The organism is Psychroflexus torquis ATCC 700755 (assembly GCF_000153485.2).
GTDB classification, from domain to species: Bacteria; Bacteroidota; Bacteroidia; order Flavobacteriales; family Flavobacteriaceae; genus Psychroflexus; species Psychroflexus torquis.
The window spans coordinates 3,400,667-3,421,472 of the sequence record NC_018721.1 but is presented as its reverse complement, the minus strand read 5'-3'; the positions used below and the strand labels follow the sequence as shown (position 1 = coordinate 3,421,472).

Here is a 20,806-nt window from a genome sequence, read left to right as displayed (position 1 = left end):
ATGCGCTTACATAGAAATTTAGTCTTTGCCGTTGTTGATACACTTCACCTTATATTCAATGAAGATAAATATGCGGATAAGGAAATCTCAAATACTTTAAAGCGAGATAAGCGCTGGGGGGCAAGAGATCGAGGGTTCATAGCAGAAACCACTTATGATATCGTAAGGTGGAAAAGACTATATTCTGAAATTGCAGACGTAAACCCTCCCTTTTCTAGACCTAACCTATTTAGACTTTTTACGGTCTGGGCCACTTTAAAGGGTATAGAAATTCCAGATTGGAAACAGTTTGAGGATACTCCTACACGAAGAATAAAAGGCCGATTTGACGAACTTTCAAAAATCACAAAATATGCTGAATCCATTCCAGATTGGATGGATGAACTTGGCAGAAAAGAATTAGGAAAACTATGGGAAAGTGAAATCCATGCGTTAAACGAACAAGCGAAAGTGATTTTAAGAACCAATACACTTAAGATCACTCCCACAAAACTTCAACTGATCCTAGATGAAGAATTTATTCCTACTAAATTAATAAAAGGATATCCTGAGGCCTTAGAGCTTTATGAAAGAGCGGATGTTTTTAAAACAGAAGCTTTCAAAAAAGGATTTTTTGAGGTGCAAGATGCATCGTCACAGAAAGTAGCACACGCCTTAAAACTTGAGCCTGGCTTAAGAGTTATCGATGCTTGTGCAGGTGCTGGAGGGAAAACGTTACATATCGCTGCTTTAATGGAAAACAAAGGCCAAGTTATCGCTATGGATATTTATGGCAATAAACTTAAAGAGCTAAAACGCAGAGCAAAACGTGCAGGAGCTCATAACTTGGAAACTAGAGAAATAGACTCCACGAAGGTCATCAAGAAATTACATGACTCTGCAGACCGCGTATTAATTGATGCTCCCTGTACAGGCTTAGGTGTTCTGCGACGAAATCCTGATGCTAAATGGAAGTTAACGCCAGAATTTCTGAAGGAAATTAAAGAAAAACAACAAAATTTACTCTTAGACTATAGTAAAATGGTAAAGCCAGGGGGTTTATTGGTATATGCCACATGCTCCATTTTACCGACAGAGAATCAAGTTCAAATACAGGATTTCTTAAACTCACCTGAAGGTGAATTCTTTCAACTAGATACAGATGAAAAAATCCTAGCCCATAAATCAGGATACGATGGGTTTTATTATGCCGTCCTCAAAAATAATAAATCATAAAGTGAAATTTCTTACATCTTCCTTATTTTTGGTTCTAACAACATTAACCTATGCACAAGCACCCTCTGGTTATTATGAAAGTACCAACGACTTACTGAGTTACGAACTTAAAACTGCCCTTAAAATTATCATAGATGATATTGGTGATGATAATGATTTCCCTTTTCATCAGGACCAAGGGTATGGAGCCTTATACGATGCCTATGCTGCTGAAAATAGTGGAGATAGTGACGATTATTTTGAAAATGATGGGACTGTGTTGGATATGTATTCTGAACGTGTTCCAGGGGTTGATAATTATAACTATGAGCATTTGGAGAATAACTGTGGTAACTATTCTGGTGAAGGAGATTGTTATAACAGAGAACATTTAGTACCCCAATCTACATTTAATAGTGCATCCCCCATGAAGAACGACTATTTCCATGTGGTCCCTTCCGATGGAGCTGTTAACGGAGCACGAGGAAGTTTTCCTTTTGGAGAAGTCACAAGTCCAAATTACACCTCCACAAATGGGTCTAAACGAGGTCCAAATACTTTCCCTGGTTACACAGGAACAGTATTTGAACCTATTGACGAATTCAAGGGGGATATCGCTAGGGCTGTACTTTACTTTGCTATTCGATACGAAGATGAATTCAATTCTAGTTGGAGAACAAACGAAGTATTAGCAGATAATCCTCAAGAGTTTTTTGTGGATTGGTACCTAGAACTTTTACTGTCATGGCACCTCAATGATCCTGTTGGCGAAAGAGAAATAGATAGGAATAACAATGGATATCAATTTCAAAGCAACCGAAATCCGTTGATAGATCGTCCTGAATTCGCATTGATGATCTGGGGAGATTTTACGGACAATGAGCCACCTTCTGCTCCATCAGATTTATCAGCCAACACTATCACTAATTTTAGTTTACAACTAAGTTGGACTTCATCTGATGATAATGTTGCTGTTGCCCACTATATTATTGAACAAGATAATGTTGATATCGGTACTGTAGGGTCCAACCAATCCACCTACCTCGTTACAGGATTAAACGCTGAAACCCTTTATAATTATAGGGTCTATGCACTGGACCAAGGTGGAAATGTGTCTGAACCAAGTGAAAATCTTGATGTTTTAACTCTGGCAGACCCTAACTATCTCATTTTTGAAGATTTTGAGAACTGCACTACTGTTTTAGATAACTTCACGGCCGTAAGTGAAATAAGTCCATTAGACTGGAGATGTGTTTCTGATGGTGGTGAAAATAATTCTCAGGGATATCAAATGAACGCTTATCAAAATGGACAAGTTCCTAGTTTAGACTGGTTAATTACAAGTAGCAAAATTAATTTTAACGAATTTGAATCTGAAAAAATAAGCTTTTTTGCTTCTGCAAGTTATGGAAACACAAAGCTAGAGCTTCTGTTTTCATCCTCCTATACTGGAAATGGAAACCCCTCTAGTTTTGATTGGCAAGAAGTACCCAATGTAGAAATTCCACTTCATCCAAATGAAAGTCCTTCTTTGTTTACATATAAAGCCGAATCTATTGATATTTCTGAAATACCTGAGAATGTTTACATCGCTTTTCGATATAATACAGATAATGATCGAGAGGCAACGCGTTGGACTGTTGATAATTTTAGAATTACGGGAGAACAGGTTTTATCTTCTTCCAGCTTCTATGATACTTTGGACATTAAGTTGTATCCAAATCCGTTGAAAAATTCACATATTCATATGAGTTTTAATTCTAATGATCAAAAAAGAATAGAGCTTTATGATTTAAATGGTAAAGTGTTATTAACAAAACACAGTCAGCAAAATTATTTTAAGGAAGATTTGAGTTGGTTAACGCCTGGAATCTATTTTTTCAAAATCTATCAACATGGTAATTCAGTGATTAAGAAGTTAGTGAAAAAATAAAAAAGGTCAGGAAAATATCCTGACCTTTTTTAGGTTAGCTTATATAACTAAGTTTACTTTTATTTTTTCATCGGATTCTCACCTGTCTTGTTTTTCATCAATATACCTTGCAATTTCTTTTGTAATTCTGGGCTATTCTGAAGTTGAGCTCCTATATTCTCATATTGCTCTAAGGTTAAACCTTTCTCCTTAATCTTATTTTGCATATCTTCTTGAACACCGCCTTGCATACCCTCAATCTTTTTAAGAGCTGCCTTTTGCTTCACCATTTCATCTTCAGTGGCATCTGCCTCAACCTCAGGATCCATTTCTGCTTGATAAATTTCATTGAAACGCTTCGCTGTTATTCCCTCAGCTTCAATAGCCGTAACCATTTCCTGCTGGATTTGTTGATTTACCTGTTGAACAGTTTGGTAAGCCTCCGCAAATTTTTGAAGTTGAGCATCGCTTACTTTTTCTTCTGTTTGAGCAGATGTAGATAGTAACGCAAACATAAATATACCGATGGTTAAAATTACTTTTTTCATGAGTTTCGTTTTTTAATAGTTTATAATAACAATGATATGAATTAAGGTTTAGCCAAAAAAAAATAGTGGCCTAATTATGTATATCTTTAACTTTTAGAAATTGAATTTTCTCAAAGTTAAAGATGTTTCGCTTCCTCCCAAAACTTATCCATTTCCTCCAATGACATAGTTGATAAATCTAAATTATGCTCTCCAGCTCTTTTCTCTAGATGTTGAAATCTAAAAATAAACTTTTTATTAGTTCGCTCTAAAGCTGTTTCAGGATCGATCTTTAAAAATCTCGCGTAATTGATCATAGAAAATAAAACATCTCCAAATTCATCTTCTATTTTATTTAAATCATTTGCTTTCACCTCTTCTTGTAGCTCACCTAATTCTTCCTGGACTTTTTCAAAAACTTGTGAGGGTTCTTCCCAATCGAAGCCTACACCAGCCACTTTATCTTGAATTCTACTAGCTTTTATTAAGGCTGGCAAAGATTTAGGGACACCTTGTAAAACACTCTTATTTCCCTCTTTTAACTTTATTTTTTCCCAATTTTCTTTAACCTGCTTTTCGTTTTCAACTTTTGTATCTCCATAGATGTGAGGATGCCTGTTAACCATCTTTTTACAAAGGCTATCTATCACATCAGTAATATCAAAATCTTCAGTTTCACTTGCTATTTTTGAATAAAATACAATGTGAAGCAATACATCTCCCAGCTCTTTTTTAATCTCCACCTTATCATTCTCCAAAATAGCATCTCCAAGTTCATAAACCTCTTCTACTGTCAAATTCCTAAGAGATTCCATAGTTTGCTTTCTATCCCATGGACACTTTTCTCTGAGTTCGTCCATCATGTCTAGCAAATTCTCAAATGCTTTTAATTGCTTTTGCCTTGTGTACATTTTTTTTATTTGTGTGTCAATTTAATGTTTATTAGCTGCGATGCCATCAATTACTAGCCTATCAGAAATTTGTTCACCAAAATATCTACGATTTAGTTTACGTAGAATTCAATAGTGTAAAGGTGAATATACTTTTTTTAATTTAATGAAAGGTTCCTGCAAAATTTCGTTTTGCATAACTTGTCGCTGAACCCATTCTAAAGTTTCTTTAGTGGTTCGTTCGTTCGTTTGATTTTTCAATGACATATATCTCAGCATAAACTACAATATTCACCTATGATGAACTATAATCTGTGAATACTATCGTTTATTCATCGTCTATTGACTCTTACAATAAATGGTCTATTCTCTCTGCCTTATCAACGTTTAATGCTCAGTTGTAGTTGTTTCCCTTTAGATAAAAAACCTTTCATAGTCATACTCAAGAGGAAAATGGTCTTGGACAATGTCATGAATAATAACTTTGAACTTAACATTAACGTTTCATTCAGCAACTACGGCTTCGATTAACCGGTTTTACACTGATAACCTCATTTGCTCTTAAACTTGGAGATGTCGAATGCTTAACAGCGGTTTCAAATTAATTTTATTTTATCCCGTTCCCCTTTAAATGAAAACGACATCCATTTCTGCTTAGAAAATAAAAATAATAATTATCTATGTAACTATTTTAAAATCAGGTAAATATATGAAATAATCTCAGAATTAGGGCTATTTGCGGATATACAAAACTAATTTAATAAAATTGATACACTCAAAACCAGTGAGAATAAATCTTTTGTATTACGAAATAGAAATAAATACAATCTATAAGAAAGACGGGGTTGGTGAGATAAATTTACTTCGAAAAAAAATAGTTATTCCAACAAGCTAAAAAAGTATGCTGAGAACTCCCTTTTTTCTGAAAAGCAAGGCCTTCTGGCATAATATTGAGATTAAAAATGATACGTTGAAATATGGTCTGTGACCCCATTCAAATATACGCCTACAAGAAAGATCTGTTTCTGACACTAATTAAGAGTTATGATTTCATTTCAGAAGAGATAATTTTAAAAAAGTATTGGATTTGATAAAGGAACACATAAGTTTATAAACAGCTTACACGAGATTAAACCAGCAATTTGATGTGATTAGGTCAAAAAAACGGAACCCTTAAGCGATAAGCCTAGTCATTGGAATTCTTTTTTTCTCGTCTTTAAGTACCTAAAAAACGAATAATCATGGCCGTTTTATTTTCTTCCTAAGCAATCAATTTTTACAAAAACACAAATTAAAAAAATTATATCCAAAATTCAGACGGACAATCAGAATGCAATGAAATCAGTGCCGAATTTAAAAAAAATAGATTGAAGGTTTCAGTAAAAAAAGAAATGGAAATATGAACACAAGAAAATACGCCCTAGGAATTGATAATCAAATTGATAGATTAACAAAAAGCGGCACTGAGTAATACGATATGACAATTGTAGAAGACTGCAAATGAATTGATGAATAAATCCAAGCAGGTTCAGAATAAGTGATAAACTCTTATCGTGAAGACTAAATTTCAAACACTCAATCCATAAAAAATGTTTATACATATTATTATATAATCAGTATATTCAATTTTTAGTTGCGTATTTTTCATAAAAATTACCCAATTAATAAATAATAAGCATTTATTACTCTTTTAATTATTATTTTTAATAAAAAAAATTATGAAAACAAAAACTATTTTAAGTGTAGCCTTAGCCGCTATTTTTTTAAGCAGTTGTGCCGTTATTAGGCCTGGTGAAGCTGGAGTAAAACAGACACTTGGCAAATTTTCAAACAAAGTAATAACTCAAGGAACTGTGGTTTACAATCCTTTTATAAGTAAAGTTATAAAAGAATCTACACAGACTAATAATATAAAACTTTTTCTGAGTTTACCCAGTAAAGAAGGTCTGAGTGTAAATTCTGAGATTTCAATTTTATATCGCTTGGAAAAAAATAAAATACCATCTGTATTAGAGAATTTAGGGCGAGGATATGAATCTATAATTACTAGCGTATTTAGATCTGCTTCTTCTGATATATGTGCTCAGTTTTTTGCCAAGGATATGCATTCTGGGATGCGTGCAAAAATAGAGGAAGAGATCAAAATCAGTATGGGAGAGAATCTTAAGAAACAAGCTGATGGTATTGAACTTATTGCTGTTTTAATGAAAAGCATACAATTACCTCTTGGTTTAGCTAATTCTATAGAACGAAAATTACAGGCTGAACAAGATGCGATGCGATTGGTGTTTGTACTAGAGCAAGAAAAATTAGAGGCCGAGAGAAAAATCATAGGTGCAAAGGGAGAAAGAGATGCGCAACTAATTTTGGCAGAAGGACTTACTGATCAAATTATAAAAACTAGAAGTATAGAGGCCTTTAGTAAATTATCTCTATCTCCAAACTCCAAGATAATCATCACCGATGGGAAGGCTCCACTATTGATTAATATTGATGAATAAATTTTGGAAACATAATTTGTGGTTCAACGGATACCCAGTAGATCCCCGAATGCAAAAATCGGTCGTATTAACACTTGATTACCGATAATGCTAAATACTGATTAGAATACTAACTTTTTTTTCGTTTTGTTCATGTTTTAAGTCAAGGCCATCTCAAATTTGAGATGGCTTTTAGCTTGATGGAAAACGGTAGTGTATCCGAAGACACAATTACCTGAATTTTTAAAAGAAAAAAATAATTATATTCACATGATAATCAGACTTAAAACCTCAAGAGTTGTTTGAACTAAAACCGGCGCTTCACATTTATAAGCTAAGAGCATCGATAAAAATAGGCCTATTCATTGGAATTATTTTTTGCTCGTCTCTATGGGCTTATGGAACAAATAATGACGACCGCTATATTTTCTTCCTTCACAATCGATTTTTAGAAGAACACGAATTAAATGAATTACATCCCAAATTCGGACGGACAGAATACAATGAGATGATTGCCAAATTCAAAAAAAACGGATTTAAGGTTTTCAGTGAAAAAAGAAACGGAAATGTAAATGCGCGAGAATACGCCAAAGGAATTGTAATTCAAATTGATAGCTTAATAGAAAGCGGTACTCAGTCCAACAACATAACAATCGTTGGAACTTCAAAAGGTGGATATATTGCTCAATACGTTTCAACATTAGCAAGAAATCCAGACTTGAATTTTGTTTTTATCGGAAGTTTTAGAATTAGCGACTTGGTAAACAATCCAGAAATCAACTATTGTGGAAACATTCTAACCATTTACGAAAAGTCCGATCCCTTTGGAGTTTCTGCTTTAGACCGTAAAAAATCTTCAACCTGCAAAATCAAACATTTTGAAGAAATCGAGCTACATACAGGAATGGGACATGGCTTTTTATTTAAAGCTTTAAAAGAATGGATTGAGCCAACAATACATTGGGCTAACAGAAATTACAAAAGCAAGTAAAAAGCGTATGACAACATCTTAACAAATTAATGGCTTCAATGATGACGGCCTTATTCTCGAGGAATCAGATTTTCGCACTTTACCAAGGAGGAAATTAAGTTTTTATTTCCTAAATTAGTTATTAAATAAAACGTGCGTTTATCATATTAATAGTGTCGCCAATCCAATAAAAAGTATGAAAAAAACAACTCTAATTTTGATAAGTATCTTATGTAGCCATTTTTTATTTTCTCAATCTAATGAAAATCAAACAACCAGTAGGATAGTTGTAAAGTTTAAAACCGATAAGAAACCCAATAAAACAAGCGTTGAATCATATCAAAAATTTGATATGCCTCATATTGATTTGCTAAATAAGAACAACAATATTAGATCCATAAAATTAACAGGGAATAAGAGACAAGGAGACACTTATGTTCTTGAATTTGATGTCAACAGACCCATAGAACAACTCATGGAATTATATTTAAAAACAGAACTGTTCATCTATGTTGAATCTGATTTTATTGGTAAAGGTCATGGTTTTCAAACTACTCCCAATGACTTCTATTTCAACCGCCAATGGTCACACTACAACGATGGCTCCTTTTTGCTATCAGATTCAACTATCGACGCTGATATGGATACAGACTTAGCTTGGGACATCACCCAAGGAGACCCAAATTTAATAGTCGCTATTTTAGATTCTGGCTTAAAATTAGACCATCCTGAATTTTCAGGACGAATATGGAATAACACTAATGAAACTCAAAATGGTTCTGACTCTGATTCAAATGGTTATTCAGATGACTTATTTGGCGGGTGGGATTTTGTCAATAATGATAATGATCCTACAGATGACCATGGACACGGTACCAACGTTGCTGGAATTACATTAGCCTCTGGAAATAATAACATAGGATACGCTGGTGTTAATTGGAATTCTAAAATTATGATATGTAAAATATTAGACGAAAACAACAGTGGCTTTTATAGTTGGTGGGCAGAAGCTATTTACTACGCTGTGGATAATGAAGCTTCTGTAATCAACATGTCTGTTGGTGGAAATGTATCATCAACACTTTTGGAAGAAGCAATTAATTATGCATATGATGAGAATGTTCCCGTCGTGGTGTCAACTGGAAATCAAAACTCGGTGATACAGTACCCCGCCAAATATATAAATGCTTTTGCTATTGGCTCAACAAATTCTGACGATACTAGAAGTGCTCCATTTTTTTGGAGTGACACTAGCGGAAGTAATTATGGAGCGGAATTAGATTTTGTGGCACCTGGAAATTACATGTATGGGTTAGATCACTTGTCAAATACCAATTATGATTATTATTGGGGAGGGACTTCACAGGCAGCACCCCACGTAGCTGGACTAATTTCTTTATTATTATCTGTAAATACAGATTTGACTGTAGACGAAATTAGATTAGTATTAGAGGAATCTTCTGAAGACCAAGTAGGAGATTCAGAGGATACGTTTGGATGGGATCAATATTATGGACATGGTAGAATTAATGCTTTTCAAGCTTTAACGAGTCCCCTCTTAAACATTAACAATTTTGAAAACACTAATGAAAACGTAATGATTTATCCTAATCCATCAACAACGGGAAGTCCCTTAGAAATATTAAATCTAATTGATGGAGATTATAATTTGAGTTTTTATACTATTTTGGGGCAAAATTTATATGAAAAACAAGTAACAGCAAGTCACTCTAAAATAAGAGTATTGCTTCCTAAATTCAATTCTGGTACCTATTTGCTCAAAATAAAAAACAACTCTCAAAATATTACAATTTTTAAAAAACTGATAATAAGATGATTATATTCAACGTAGTGACAAAATGCATATCATATTTTTTTTAAAGCCGACTAAATTATAGTCTTACCTTACTGCTTTCAAAAATATAAATGAATCTATACCTCATCTAATAGTTTAAAGAACTCATGAAAAACATATACTTCGTCCTCTTACTCCTTTTTATCTCCCCCCTATTTACCAATAGCGCTCTTGCCCAGTGTGATGATGTAAATTTAGTGAATCTTACAAACCCAGGGCCATATGATGTAGAAACCCTTACCGAGGCAGATGGAATTCGAAATGGGCCTGATTATTCTGGAGCGACCATTTACTACCCAACCAATGCTAAACGGCCCTTCGCAAGTATTGCAATAGTCCCAGGATTTTATTCGTTTCCTTCAAGTGTTGAAGAATGGGGACCATTTTATGCGTCTCACGGTATCGTGACCATTATTATAGGGACAAATAATCTTTGGGATTCCCCAGAGGCACGGGCTAATGCACTGCTAGATGCTTTGGAAACCATCAAACAAGAAAATAGTAGAGCTTCTTCTCCGCTTGAAGGAGCCCTCAACTTAGACCAATTGGCCGTAAGTGGATGGTCTATGGGCGGTGGTGGTGCTCAAAGGGCTGCCGTTCTTGATAATAGCATTGCAGGTGTTGTGGCCTTATGTCCATGGCTTCCTAACTCTCAACTTGATCATGAAAGTCCAGTTCTTATTTTTAGTGGTGAGGATGATACCGTAGCTCCCCCTTCACAGCACGCAGATCTTCATTACAATGCAACACCGAGTATGACTGACAAAGTGCTTTTCGAAATTGCAAATGGCGATCACTCAGTTGCTAATACACCTAATGGCGGAGGCGGCTCTGTAGGTAGAATAGCCCTTTCTTGGCTTAAACTCTATGTGGAAGATAATGATTGTTATTGTCCATTGTTAACAGACAATCTTTTAGTAAACCCTCCTGCTGCCTCTAAGGTGGAGCAAAGTTTCGAATGTGGATTATTAGGGATTGATAATCAGGAATTAGCTATTGGATTTTATCCCAACCCAACCAGAAACATAGTCTATTTAGAAATTCTTAAAGACGTTAATTATGAACTCATTTCACCCCTAGGACAACCTATATTGGAAGGAAATCTAACTGGAAATAACAAGCAGATTGATTTGTCTCAATTTCCAGAAAGCTTGTATTACTTGAACATAGAAGGTCAAATTATAAAACTTATTAAATACAATTAATAAACTTTCAAAAGCATTATAGAAAATCCCGACATATACTAAAGTATAAGGTTCGTGTACCTAAACCCTTTATTAATTGATAACAAGAATAAAAGTAGTGAATTGATTTATATATGAAGAGGTCAGTAATTAGTTACACATTAATTCTGATTGATATATTTTGTCTCCCTCCACCATTTTGACAATTAGATTATTGAATATAGTTGCTTTATTGTGCCACCTATTTATCCTAAAACAAAATTCATTAAAATATCTATTTAAACTGACACCACAAACCAGGAGTATGCCATTCTTATCCAATATTTAACCTGATGTATCCTTGTATGTAACGCCTTAAAATTCAATTCTCGATTGCTGTCAATCTCTGTTCTATCATAAACCTTTGCAATTGGTCTATACCCTCTCCATTTATCGGTGGTGACATTTGCTTCTCTACTCATATGGTTTACATAACTGCATTAAAAGTGGTTAAAGTCGATTAGTCCAAGGCAAAAGTCAAAAATCAATCGAAATTACTTTATATCGCTAGGGTTTCGATCATAGCATAGAGGAAATTAAAGATTTTTAAAATTTATAACATAAACTGATTAGCTCGCTTTCTGAGGTGTTTGAGAGCTTTCGACATCTGGTTTTCCACTGTCTTCACAGAAATATCCATGTCTTCAGCAATATCTTTATAGATGGTTTTTTCTAGTTTGTTTTTGACAAAAATCTCTTTACATCTGGGTGGCAACTCATCTATATACTGGTGTAATTTTTTGAGTTTGGTTTGCTTATGATTTTCCTGAGTATTCATTGTACTTGCAATCACCTCCCATTTAATAGTATCTAAATCATCAAACTTTATTTTCTTTTTTCTTAAATGCTGTAAAAATTGATTGTGACAAGACGTAAATAAGTAATTTTTAAGTGAACCTGTAATTGTAATTTTAAGACGATTCTCGTAAAATTTCATTAACACATCTTGAACAATGTCTTCAGATAGTTTTTTGTTTTCACAAAGCTTAAAGACATAATTACATAGCCATTGATAGTACTTATCATACAGTATTTGGTAGGCGATTTCATCGCCTTGTTTAAGTTTTTGTATGAAAATAAGATCTATCACTTTTAGCAATTTAAGAAATATATTTAATTTATCTTAAGTTAAATAGGGGTTTTTAAATAAAACCGCATCTTATAAGTAAGTGATCCACATAAATTATAAATGAATTCAGACCAACTTATTGACAATTATTTAAAGGGCAGTCTTTCTAAAAGAGAGAGTGTTCAAATGAATAAATGGGTCAAAAAAGACTTAAAGAATCTTAATTATTTTAAGGAACGTATCCGTTCACATTCATACGTCATCCCCTTAAATTTCGATTCGGATAAAGCCTTTGATCGTTTTTACCAAAAAATTCAAGAGAAAAAACGCTTGCGCAAACAAAGACTAAAAATATTTTATTGGGCTGCAAGTTTTACAGCCTTAATAGGTTTAGGTCTTCTCTATCAAAATTCAGAATTATTATTTACAGAACAAGACAATATAGCGGATAGAAGAGAGGCTAATGAAAGTCTTAAGGAAATCCAAGTTACTTTATCAGATGGAAGTCAACACCGTATCAACAAAAAATCTACTATAAGCCTTAAGGACAAATCAGGTAGACTTGTTGCAAGCCAATTAGATAATATATTGTCTTTTGAAGCTTACTCTTCTATTGCAAAAGATACCTCAACAACCCAAATTGACATACCATATGGGGAAAAATTGAGGCTTAGACTATCTGATGGTAGCTTGGTCTGGCTAAATTCTGGAAGTAGCTTAAGCTTTCCACAACACTTTAGTTCTAAGTCCAAAACCAGAGAAGTAAATGTGGTCGGTGAGGCCTATTTTGAGATTTCCAAAAACAAACAAAAACCGTTTATAGTCCACACGCCCAGCGTAAGTGTGAAAGTCTTGGGGACTCATTTTAATATTTCTTCCTATGCCAATGATTCTAAATCAGAGACAACCCTTATGGAAGGCAAAGTTCAAGTTTACAATAGCCTTCAAATAAATACTCCTGTTGAATTAGTACCGAATCAACAAGCAGTGTTCGAAAAAACAAATCAGAAGTTTGAAAAAAAGACAGTAGACGCAGATGCTTTTAACAGTTGGATCGATAACATTTTGGTTGTCGACGGTCTTTCTTTTCTTGAACTTAAGAGAAAGCTAGAACGTAAATACAATATTACAATTACCAACGAATTGGATTATTTATGGGAGAAAACCTATAGAGGGGAGTTTAAAGATGAATCTCTTGCCGAAACCTTAAAAACCATTGCTCTTAGTTCAAAATTTAGCTTTTCTATAGATGGAAAACACATTCGAATTTTTAATAAAAACCCAAAGGATTAAGCAGATCAACAAACAGTAGTTCAACACAAGTATTAATTTAAAACACTTTATGATGAAAATTTACACAAAAAGATTTGAACATCGGAGATGTTCAATTTTACGTATGACAACACTAAAAGCGATGCTCATAGTATTCTTATCGTTCTTTGTTGTTAACCCAAGTTTTGCAAACCCAAAACTGCAACAGAACATATCTATTGCTTACGAAGATGCAACGCTTCTTGATGTTTTAAAGGACATTAAATCAAAATCAAAATTCAATTTCTTTTATGATATTAATGAAATTGATGAGAATAAAAAGGTAAGTATTAATACCGAAAACGAAGCTTTTGAAAATATTTTAGATCAAATTAGCAAGCAAGTTAACTTCGATTATACTTTCAATGGAAATCAAGTAGTACTCACAGCTGGCATTACAAATGCTAAAATTGTTACTGATGCTATCCAAGACCGAGAAGTAACTGGAATGGTTGTAGGACCAGAAGGAAACCCACTACCTGGAGCTAATGTCATAGTAAAAGGAACCAGCGTAGGTGCACAAACAGACTTTGACGGAAACTTTACAGTACAGGTTCCTGAAGGTTCAAAATTCCTTGTCATCTCTTATGTAGGCTTTAAAGAGGAGGAGGTAAATGTAGAGGGAAAATCCAAAGTGACAGTTCAATTGAAGCCAGATGCTGGACAACTTGATGCCGTGGTTGTTATAGGTACTCGAGGTAAGCCAAGAACCTCTTTTGACTCTCCTGTAGCTGTAGATAATTTTAAAATAAAAGAGCTACAAAAAACAGGTAAAACGACAGTAGATCAACAATTGATGCTACGCGTCCCTTCCTACAATGCAACAGAACAGCCAGTATCTGATGCGGCTGCTCACTTTAGCCCTGCAGGTTTGAGAGGTCTTTTTCCTAGTAGAACTTTAGTATTGGTTAATGGAAAACGAAAAAATGCCAGTGCACTTGTTTACAGTTATGTCACTCCAGGTCGAGGTGAAGTTGGAGTAGATATGAAAGCTATTCCCTCTGCAGCTTTAGAAAGTGTAGAAGTTTTGAGAGATGGTGCAGCTGCACAGTATGGATCTGACGCTATTGCTGGTGTCATTAATCTAGTGATGAAGGAAGATGTAGACCCTTTTATAAATACAGGGTATAGTTCTACGACTCGAGGCGACGGTGAACAGTACCAAGTGGAATCTGGGTTCGGTATAGACCTTGGGCCTGAAGGGTACGCCAATTTCACATTGAGTCATATGGACTCTAAGGCTACACAACGAGCAGGAACAATCACAAGTGTTGAAGATGAAGCTGGTTATTGGGGTGTGACTGATGATTCAGCTTTTAACACAAGCGATTTGACGTCTTTCTTAGAAAGAAATCCAAGCGCTGGGTTCCAAGTGGGCTTACCCAATATGACTATTACTAATTTTGCTTATAACCTTGGTTTTACTTTAGATAAAGAGACCAATACAGAAATTTATTCTTTTGGTACACTAACGGACAGAGAAGGTTCTGCGCCCCAATTTGCAAGAGTACCCTATTGGGTACCTGGATTTGAGGCCATCTATCCAGATCAAGAATTCTTTTTAGCTAAAATGGCCCCTCAAATTCGAGATCACACCTTTGCTCTTGGTTTGAAAACAACCTTTAATGAGTGGAATTTTGACGTAAGTTCTATCTTAGGTAAAAATAGAATTGATTATTATATCGAAGATTCGTTTAACCAGTCTTTTGCTGGAAGTAGTCCTTCTGATTTTTATAATGGGGCCCATGAATTTAGCCATGTTGTAAATAACTTGGACATTAACAGAACCTTTTACGATGCAGGACTTGAAGCTTTATCAGTAGCTTTTGGTTTGGAACACAGAACAGAAAACTTTGTAACCGAAGAGGGTGAATTTGCTTCTTACGGCGACGGAGGGTCTCCCGATGCACAAGGAGGTAGAACAGGTTCAGAATCTTTTGGAGGTTTTAGCCCAGAAAATGCATCAAACGATTACAGATCTAATATTGGTTTTTACACAGACATCACAGCAGATTTTACAGAATCATTTTTAGTGAGTGGTGCTTTACGTTATGAAGATTATAGCGATTTTGGCTCTAATGTAAGTTGGAAGTTGAGCTCCAGATATAAACTTGCTGATGATAAATTGGTTATAAGAGGTTCTGTAAGTAGTGGTTTTAGAGCGCCATCTCTACACCAAGTCTACTATACTGCTACAACAACGACTTTAACAACCGATGGGGTTCAGCAAAATGGAATTTTGAACAATGCCAACCCAGCTTTAAGAGCACTTGGAATTCCTGAGCTAGACGCTGAAACGTCTTTTAACTTAAGTGGAGGTTTTACGTATAGATTCAATAGAAATTCTGGGATCACCATAGATGCTTACCAAATTGATGTGGATGATAGAATTGCACTCTCTGGGCAAGTTACAGCCACAGGAGATCCAAATAGCCCCATAGACCGGACTCTAGAGAATGTTGGAGTGGGTTCTGCTGGTTTTTTCTTGAATGCTATAGATACAAGGACCAAAGGGATTGATATTGTATATAGCTACAGTAATATAGAATTGGGGAGAGGTTTCTTAAGTGGTAGTATCGCTGCTAACTTCAATGAAACAGAAGTGCAAGGAACTAATTTTCCTGCATTTATTGAAGACAATAATTTAGGAGATGCTATATTTTCAAGAGAAGATATATCCAGAGTTGAAAGCTGGAGACCTCAAGAAAAAGTTGTCGCTACGGCCAGTTATGAAATCGATAAGATTACCGCAAATTTATCTTTGATGTATTATGGTTCTGTAACTTACAGACACCCAAATGATCCTATAAACGATGCTACCTATGGAGGTAAAACCTTAACGGATTTGAGCGTTAACTATGCGTTTACAGATAATATTAACTTTACTCTGGGCGTGAATAATTTATTTGATGTTTTCCCTGATACTTTTGCGGAAGCTTATGCGTCAACTGGTGGAACACCTCAAGATAGAAATTTAGATTTCGTAGGAAGATTTAAGTACCCGTGGCAAACCACACAGTTTGGTATTGACGGGACTCGAATCTTTTCTCAATTGAATATTAGTTTCTAATATAAAATTTATATTAATTTTTCAACCCTCTGTTTTCTAAAAACAGGGGGTTATTTTTTTTTGTGATTTCATCAACACAGTACAGCTAAACTATGATACAGGATCGAGTATGTTTCCAGTTATCATAGATCACCAAAAACTACTTAACATAGATAATGCAAGACCCATTGATACTCTATTTTATACCAATTTAGTATTCCAATGTCGGATAGAATAAGTTTCTTTTTCACTTATTAATCGTCATAAAATAGAACCTTAACTATACTTATATTTTTTTCCTCAACTAAGTAAAAAACCTGTGCTGAGCTTCGTCGTAGTATAATTCAAATTTTTAATACAACATTTAAAAACTAAATTGGTATTACATCACGAGTTGTGGTAAATCCTATGAGTTTTATAGAAGACAACTAAATTCCAATATAAAAGTAGTAGCACAAATCGAAGTGCAACCTTATGTATACTCCTCTATGAGTTTAAGCCAATCCGATTACTTCCCCAATGGGTTGATGATGAAATTAGCTGGAAATGAATTTTTCCTTAATAAAGTCCTTTTCATCGATACTGAAAATAATTTTTTCGGGAATAGTCAATGAAAAGGCCTTAACCCTATTGGAATAATTCTCACTGCTCTACATCTATCTTCTTAGAGAAATAATTTTCAAGGATTATTTAATACTAACGTGAACCAAAAACATCCAGCTTACTAAATGCTTCCGACTTCTTCTAAAAATTGAGAGTCATACACGCTCTCTTTATTTTAATTTCTAAAACGTACTCACCACTTAAACATCTGTATTAAAAGTCTCAATATAAGCGATATCGATTGCGAGAAAAGATACGATTTAGACGAAATAATTGCTTAACCACCCATATATAAGATCCGTCACACCTTTACAAGAGCATTAAACAACTATACATTACCCATACATTTTTATTTTTATTAACAAATATTTATATTTAACGTCTTTAGCTTATTAGATATAGTAAGACTTTATTAACTAATTTTAAGAATAATTCAATAAAACTACTTATTTTTTAAGACGTATGTTTTTTGTAGTGTATTTTTTTAAATAATTATCAACTCAAACCTTTAAGTTTGATGTACATGGATTAACAAATATCTAACACATGAAAAAAATTCTATTTATAAGTGTAGTCTTGCTCTCAACTGTAATGGGGTTTTCTCAGTCTCAAAAAGTTTCAGTGTCCACAGATGACCAAGGGATGAAGCTACAAGTTGATGGTAATGACTTTATGATTAACGGTATGAACTGGGACTACTTTCCTAGAGGAACAAACTTCAATTACAGTTTATGGAATCAATCAGACGATGTCATAAAAGCTGCCTTAGATGCTGAAATGGGCTTGCTCAAAAATATGGGAGTCAATACCATTAGACTGTATACAGGTATTCAACCAAAATGGGTAGAATACATCTATGAAAATTATGGTATTTACACCATGTTAAACCATTCTTTTGGTAGATATGGTTTAACTATTGATGGGAGTTGGACTCCTGTGACTAAATATGATGATCCAGCAACTCAGAAATTACTTCTTTCGGAAGTAACTGAACTAGCTAATGATTACAAAGGAACTCCTGGTCTTTTGCTTTTTCTTTTAGGAAATGAAAACAACTACGGCTTATTTTGGGCAGGTGCTGAAACAGAAGATTTCCCAGATGAGGAAGATGAAAAAAGAGCAGTTGGAGAAAACAGAGGCCGACCAATGTATCGCTTAATGAACGAAGCCGCTGTTAAAATGAAAGAAATAAATGATTCCTTACCGGTTGCTATTTGTAATGGTGATGTTTTATTTATAGATATTATAGCCGAAGAATGTCCCGATGTAGATATTTATGGAACCAACATGTATCGCGGTGAGTCTTTTGGTGATTCTTTTGAGACGATTAAAGAAGTTTATGGCAAACCTGTTCTATTTACAGAGTTCGGCGCAGATGCTTTCAATGCTTTAGAGAATCAGGAAGACCAAAAATCTCAGGCTTACTACATGGTCAATAACTGGAAAGATATTTATGAAAATGCTGCTGGACTAGGAAAAGCGGGGAACTCAATTGGGGGGTTTACCTTTCAATTTAGCGACGGCTGGTGGAAATACGGACAGACTAAAAATCTTGATGTTCACGATAGTAACGCCTCTTGGTCTAACGGTGGTTATGATAGAGACTATGAAGAAGGTAAAAATAACATGAATGAGGAATGGTTTGGGATTTGTGCAAAAGGAGCAACAAATTCAAGAGGTTTATACGAGTTATATCCACGTGCTGCTTACTATGCCTTAAAGGAAGCACATAAATTAGATCCTTATGCAGAAGGGGTTGATGCTCAATTTGTTGACAACTATTTTAGCAATATTTCATTAACAGATGCTGTGTTACGAGCTAGAGGCGATAAAGCCGCATTGGGTGGTGGAGATTCTCAAAAAGTAGGCATTAGTAGAATAGCAGCGCATTTATCTACATTTTATACAGGGGGTAGTTTAATCACTACTCCGGATAATCCTAATCCAAACGACAATTCTTACCCCAACCAACTTGGGTTCGATCAAATGCAGTCTTATTTTATAGGTGTAGGCGGACAACCAGCGCCAAACATTAACTTTAATGTAGACTTTAACATTGTAGGGGATGTTGCTGAAAATCCTATCAACGAGATTTTCTACGAAAACAGAGCTAGACCCATAACTGTGACTACACCCGATGGCGAAGTTATCCTTCAAGACAATAATAATTTACAGGTTTATCAAGCAGAGTTTGAATGGAAAAATGACAATTTTGATTTGAGAGGCTTTTACAGAACAGGACATTACCATTGGGGTTATGAAGGTGATATCTTTGGATTATATCCCGAAGCTAACTATGGCCCCAATTTAGATATCTACGGCGGTATCATTTCAGGTATTGAAGTGGATGCTAAAGGAAAGTTAGAAGGCTTAAAAGCAGCTCTAGGTCCACAATTGTGGTGGGGAGCTAATCCAACCATGCTATTTAAATATTCCAAAACTATTGCTAAGTGGGATATTACAGGGATTTATAATAGGGATGTAGAAACAGACTTAGAATTCGATGAAAATGGACGACGTGTTTTAGATCAAAATCAGGTTAGGAGTGGGGTGATTCCGCCCTGGCCAATGGAAAGAGCAACTCTTGCTTTTGAACGGGATTTTGGAAAGTTTGGATTAACCTTTGGTAGTATTTGGGCTGGAAGGCCATTAAATGGGAGTACTTACCAAGATATTAATGATGCAGGAGAGATTGTCGTAGATAAAATTAACTCAAATGATAATTGGGGTGGAAAAGCTAAATTAACCTACGAGGCTGGTAAATTTAAGTGGTATGCACAAGGTTCGATCATGGGTCTTGTTGCCAATGGAAGTGCAGACCCAACCATAACGTTTACAGGCTGGAAACTCAAAGATACTGGGAGCGGAAACCAAAGCAATTTTTTATCGGGCATGACCTATAATATTGGGAAATGGCAAATAGCCCCTAATTTTTTATGGCAAAAACCACTAGTAGACCCAATGCCTAACAACGGAGAAGCCCCTGGACGATTAAGGAATTTTATAGATGATCCTTTTGCGGTAAGATGGAACAGAGAAACAACAGCTGGTGAAATTCTATTTACCTACGACCCTACTCCTGGAACTTATATGTATGATTGGGATAATAATGTATCTGAAGATGCAGAATTTGCTATTAGTGCCGGATTCGTCTTTAGACATCTGCCTACAACAATGGATGCACATATAGGTTTTCTTGACACTCGAGAGTTTTTAGCCTTTGGGACTTCTGTTCCAGCTGAAGACCTTTATGAGGCTCACGCAAGAATTGTTTCTAAATTAAGCCCAGAATTGGGGATTGTAGGTGCTTTCTATTATGGAAATGGACAGGGGCAAGGGGATTCTCAAAGACTTGTCACCGACAGATTTGGTGCAAATTTAAATGTGTTCTATAAAAAATTTATCATTAATGGAGATGTAAAAGTAAACGACTGGGGTCCCTTTGATTACCACAGAGATTTTAACTTGACATTTCCTCTTCAATTGCAGCTTGACTTATCTACAACTTTAGGGATGCCACAATGGTATATATTACCAAGTACACAAATCGGAATTAGAGGCATCTGGAGATCTTTAAATGAATTTTCTCCTCGATTTTCTCCAAATAACACACCCATTGGTTCTTTTAACGCTGAACCTATTCTCAGCGCTGTTGGATTTCCTAATGGATCTGAGTGGGAAATCATGTCTTATATAAGATTTAACATTGGTAAATAATATTTA

12 protein-coding genes and 2 pseudogenes are annotated in these 20,806 nt (G+C 34.9%); 9 read left to right on the top strand and 5 right to left on the bottom strand.

The genetic code is table 11. From position 1 onward, the window contains the following. Together P700755_RS14770 and P700755_RS14765 are read left to right on the top strand one after the other, a co-directional pair. Positions 1-1,215: an RsmB/NOP family class I SAM-dependent RNA methyltransferase gene (locus P700755_RS14770; protein WP_015025441.1), complete on the top strand. Its 1,215-nt coding sequence runs from the start codon at positions 1-3 to the stop codon at positions 1,213-1,215. A gap of 1 nt (position 1,216) precedes the next feature. Continuing rightward, the gene (locus P700755_RS14765) at positions 1,217-3,127 is read left to right on the top strand and encodes an endonuclease (protein ID WP_245535953.1); all 1,911 of its coding nucleotides are present in this window, start codon (positions 1,217-1,219) and stop codon (positions 3,125-3,127) included. A gap of 59 nt (positions 3,128-3,186) precedes the next feature. Here the strand turns inward: P700755_RS14765 and P700755_RS14760 are convergent, their stop codons facing one another. The 3 genes and pseudogenes from P700755_RS14760 to P700755_RS21375 all read right to left on the bottom strand — a co-directional run. Further along, positions 3,187-3,654: a DUF4168 domain-containing protein gene (locus P700755_RS14760; RefSeq protein WP_015025439.1), complete on the bottom strand. Its 468-nt coding sequence runs from the start codon at positions 3,652-3,654 to the stop codon at positions 3,187-3,189. A gap of 116 nt (positions 3,655-3,770) precedes the next feature. Continuing rightward, entirely contained in the window at positions 3,771-4,544 is a 774-nt protein-coding gene (mazG, locus tag P700755_RS14755; protein ID WP_015025438.1) for a nucleoside triphosphate pyrophosphohydrolase, read from the bottom strand. Between the two features lie 21 nt (positions 4,545-4,565). Next, positions 4,566-4,851, bottom strand: a pseudogene (locus tag P700755_RS21375) (IS1595 family transposase); the annotation flags it as partial. A 1,390-nt stretch (positions 4,852-6,241) separates the two neighbouring features. On the opposite strand from P700755_RS21375, the gene P700755_RS14750 reads away from it, so the two are divergent. The 4 genes from P700755_RS14750 (at position 6,242) to P700755_RS14735 (ending at position 11,033) form a co-directional block, all read left to right on the top strand. Continuing rightward, positions 6,242-7,024, top strand: a complete 783-nt coding sequence (locus tag P700755_RS14750; protein WP_015025437.1) for a prohibitin family protein — start codon at positions 6,242-6,244, stop codon at positions 7,022-7,024. A gap of 277 nt (positions 7,025-7,301) precedes the next feature. After that, positions 7,302-7,994 carry a hypothetical protein gene (locus P700755_RS14745; protein ID WP_015025436.1) on the top strand — a complete coding sequence of 231 codons (693 nt, stop codon included), beginning with the start codon at positions 7,302-7,304 and terminating at the stop codon, positions 7,992-7,994. A gap of 175 nt (positions 7,995-8,169) precedes the next feature. After that, complete coding sequence (locus P700755_RS18855) at positions 8,170-9,810, top strand: S8 family serine peptidase (protein ID WP_015025435.1); 1,641 nt, start codon at positions 8,170-8,172, stop codon at positions 9,808-9,810. Between the two features lie 125 nt (positions 9,811-9,935). Then, entirely contained in the window at positions 9,936-11,033 is a 1,098-nt protein-coding gene (locus tag P700755_RS14735; RefSeq protein ID WP_015025434.1) for a poly(ethylene terephthalate) hydrolase family protein, read from the top strand. Between the two features lie 129 nt (positions 11,034-11,162). Here P700755_RS14735 and P700755_RS20100 read toward each other — a convergent pair. Further along, positions 11,163-11,485: pseudogene (locus tag P700755_RS20100) on the bottom strand (IS1595 family transposase); the annotation flags it as partial. Positions 11,486-11,604: 119 nt separating this feature from the next. Next, positions 11,605-12,141, bottom strand: coding sequence for an RNA polymerase sigma factor (locus P700755_RS14725; protein ID WP_015025433.1), 537 nt, complete (start codon positions 12,139-12,141; stop codon positions 11,605-11,607). 99 nt (positions 12,142-12,240) lie between these two features. On the opposite strand from P700755_RS14725, the gene P700755_RS14720 reads away from it, so the two are divergent. From P700755_RS14720 to P700755_RS14710, 3 genes are all read left to right on the top strand, one after another. Next, positions 12,241-13,413, top strand: a complete 1,173-nt coding sequence (locus P700755_RS14720; RefSeq protein WP_015025432.1) for a FecR family protein — start codon at positions 12,241-12,243, stop codon at positions 13,411-13,413. A 103-nt stretch (positions 13,414-13,516) separates the two neighbouring features. Next, on the top strand, positions 13,517-16,501 hold the full coding sequence (locus P700755_RS14715) for a TonB-dependent receptor (protein WP_245535952.1): 2,985 nt from the start codon (positions 13,517-13,519) through the stop codon (positions 16,499-16,501). Between the two features lie 1,128 nt (positions 16,502-17,629). Then, positions 17,630-20,800 carry a glycoside hydrolase 5 family protein gene (locus P700755_RS14710; protein ID WP_015025429.1) on the top strand — a complete coding sequence of 1,057 codons (3,171 nt, stop codon included), beginning with the start codon at positions 17,630-17,632 and terminating at the stop codon, positions 20,798-20,800. Positions 20,801-20,806 lie beyond the last annotated feature (6 nt).

Bases quoted from the DNA above. Each gene is read 5' to 3' on its own strand.
- P700755_RS14735 (WP_015025434.1), top strand. From the start codon at position 9,936: ATGAAAAACATATACTTCGTCCTCTTACTCCTTTTTATCTCCCCCCTA.
- P700755_RS14710 (WP_015025429.1), top strand. From the start codon at position 17,630: ATGAAAAAAATTCTATTTATAAGTGTAGTCTTGCTCTCAACTGTAATG.
- P700755_RS14720 (WP_015025432.1), top strand. From the start codon at position 12,241: ATGAATTCAGACCAACTTATTGACAATTATTTAAAGGGCAGTCTTTCT.
- P700755_RS18855 (WP_015025435.1), top strand. From the start codon at position 8,170: ATGAAAAAAACAACTCTAATTTTGATAAGTATCTTATGTAGCCATTTT.
- P700755_RS14715 (WP_245535952.1), top strand. From the start codon at position 13,517: ATGACAACACTAAAAGCGATGCTCATAGTATTCTTATCGTTCTTTGTT.
- P700755_RS14750 (WP_015025437.1), top strand. From the start codon at position 6,242: ATGAAAACAAAAACTATTTTAAGTGTAGCCTTAGCCGCTATTTTTTTA.
- mazG (WP_015025438.1), bottom strand. From the start codon at position 4,544: ATGTACACAAGGCAAAAGCAATTAAAAGCATTTGAGAATTTGCTAGAC.
- P700755_RS14760 (WP_015025439.1), bottom strand. From the start codon at position 3,654: ATGAAAAAAGTAATTTTAACCATCGGTATATTTATGTTTGCGTTACTA.
- P700755_RS14770 (WP_015025441.1), top strand. From the start codon at position 1: ATGCGCTTACATAGAAATTTAGTCTTTGCCGTTGTTGATACACTTCAC.